Origin of the sequence: Paraburkholderia sp. BR13439 (genome assembly GCF_040948805.1) — a bacterium.
Lineage (GTDB): Bacteria > Pseudomonadota > Gammaproteobacteria > Burkholderiales > Burkholderiaceae > Paraburkholderia > Paraburkholderia youngii.
Window position 1 is genome coordinate 1 of the sequence record NZ_JBFPKN010000182.1, and the last position, 295, is coordinate 295.

The window sequence follows — 295 nt, forward strand, 5'->3', positions numbered from 1 at the left end:
CCGCGCCGCTGGGTGGTTGAGCGCAGCTTCGGCTGGCTCAACCGCTTCCGCCGACTCGCACGAGACTACGAGCGATTGCCCGAAACTCTGGCTGGCTTGCACTTCGTCGTCTTCTCCGTGCTTATGCGTGTTCACTTTGCAACCCTTAGCAAAAGTGCCTAACACCCTCTAGCAGGCTGTTGAAATACCTCCCGCACACGTCATCCAGGCGGGAGGGGTAAACGTTGAAACAAAGAATCGGACAACACTGAGACTGAAGCGATGCGCGGAGCGGACGGCTATACCGAGTCGATGT

The 295-nt window shown here is 57.6% G+C and carries 1 protein-coding gene; it reads left to right on the forward strand.

Features of this window, described 5'->3' with window-relative positions:
• A partial coding sequence (locus tag AB3X96_RS42780; protein WP_368594446.1) for a transposase occupies nt 1-162 on the forward strand: 162 nt, incomplete at its 5' end.
• Nucleotides 163-295: the final 133 nt, after the last annotated feature.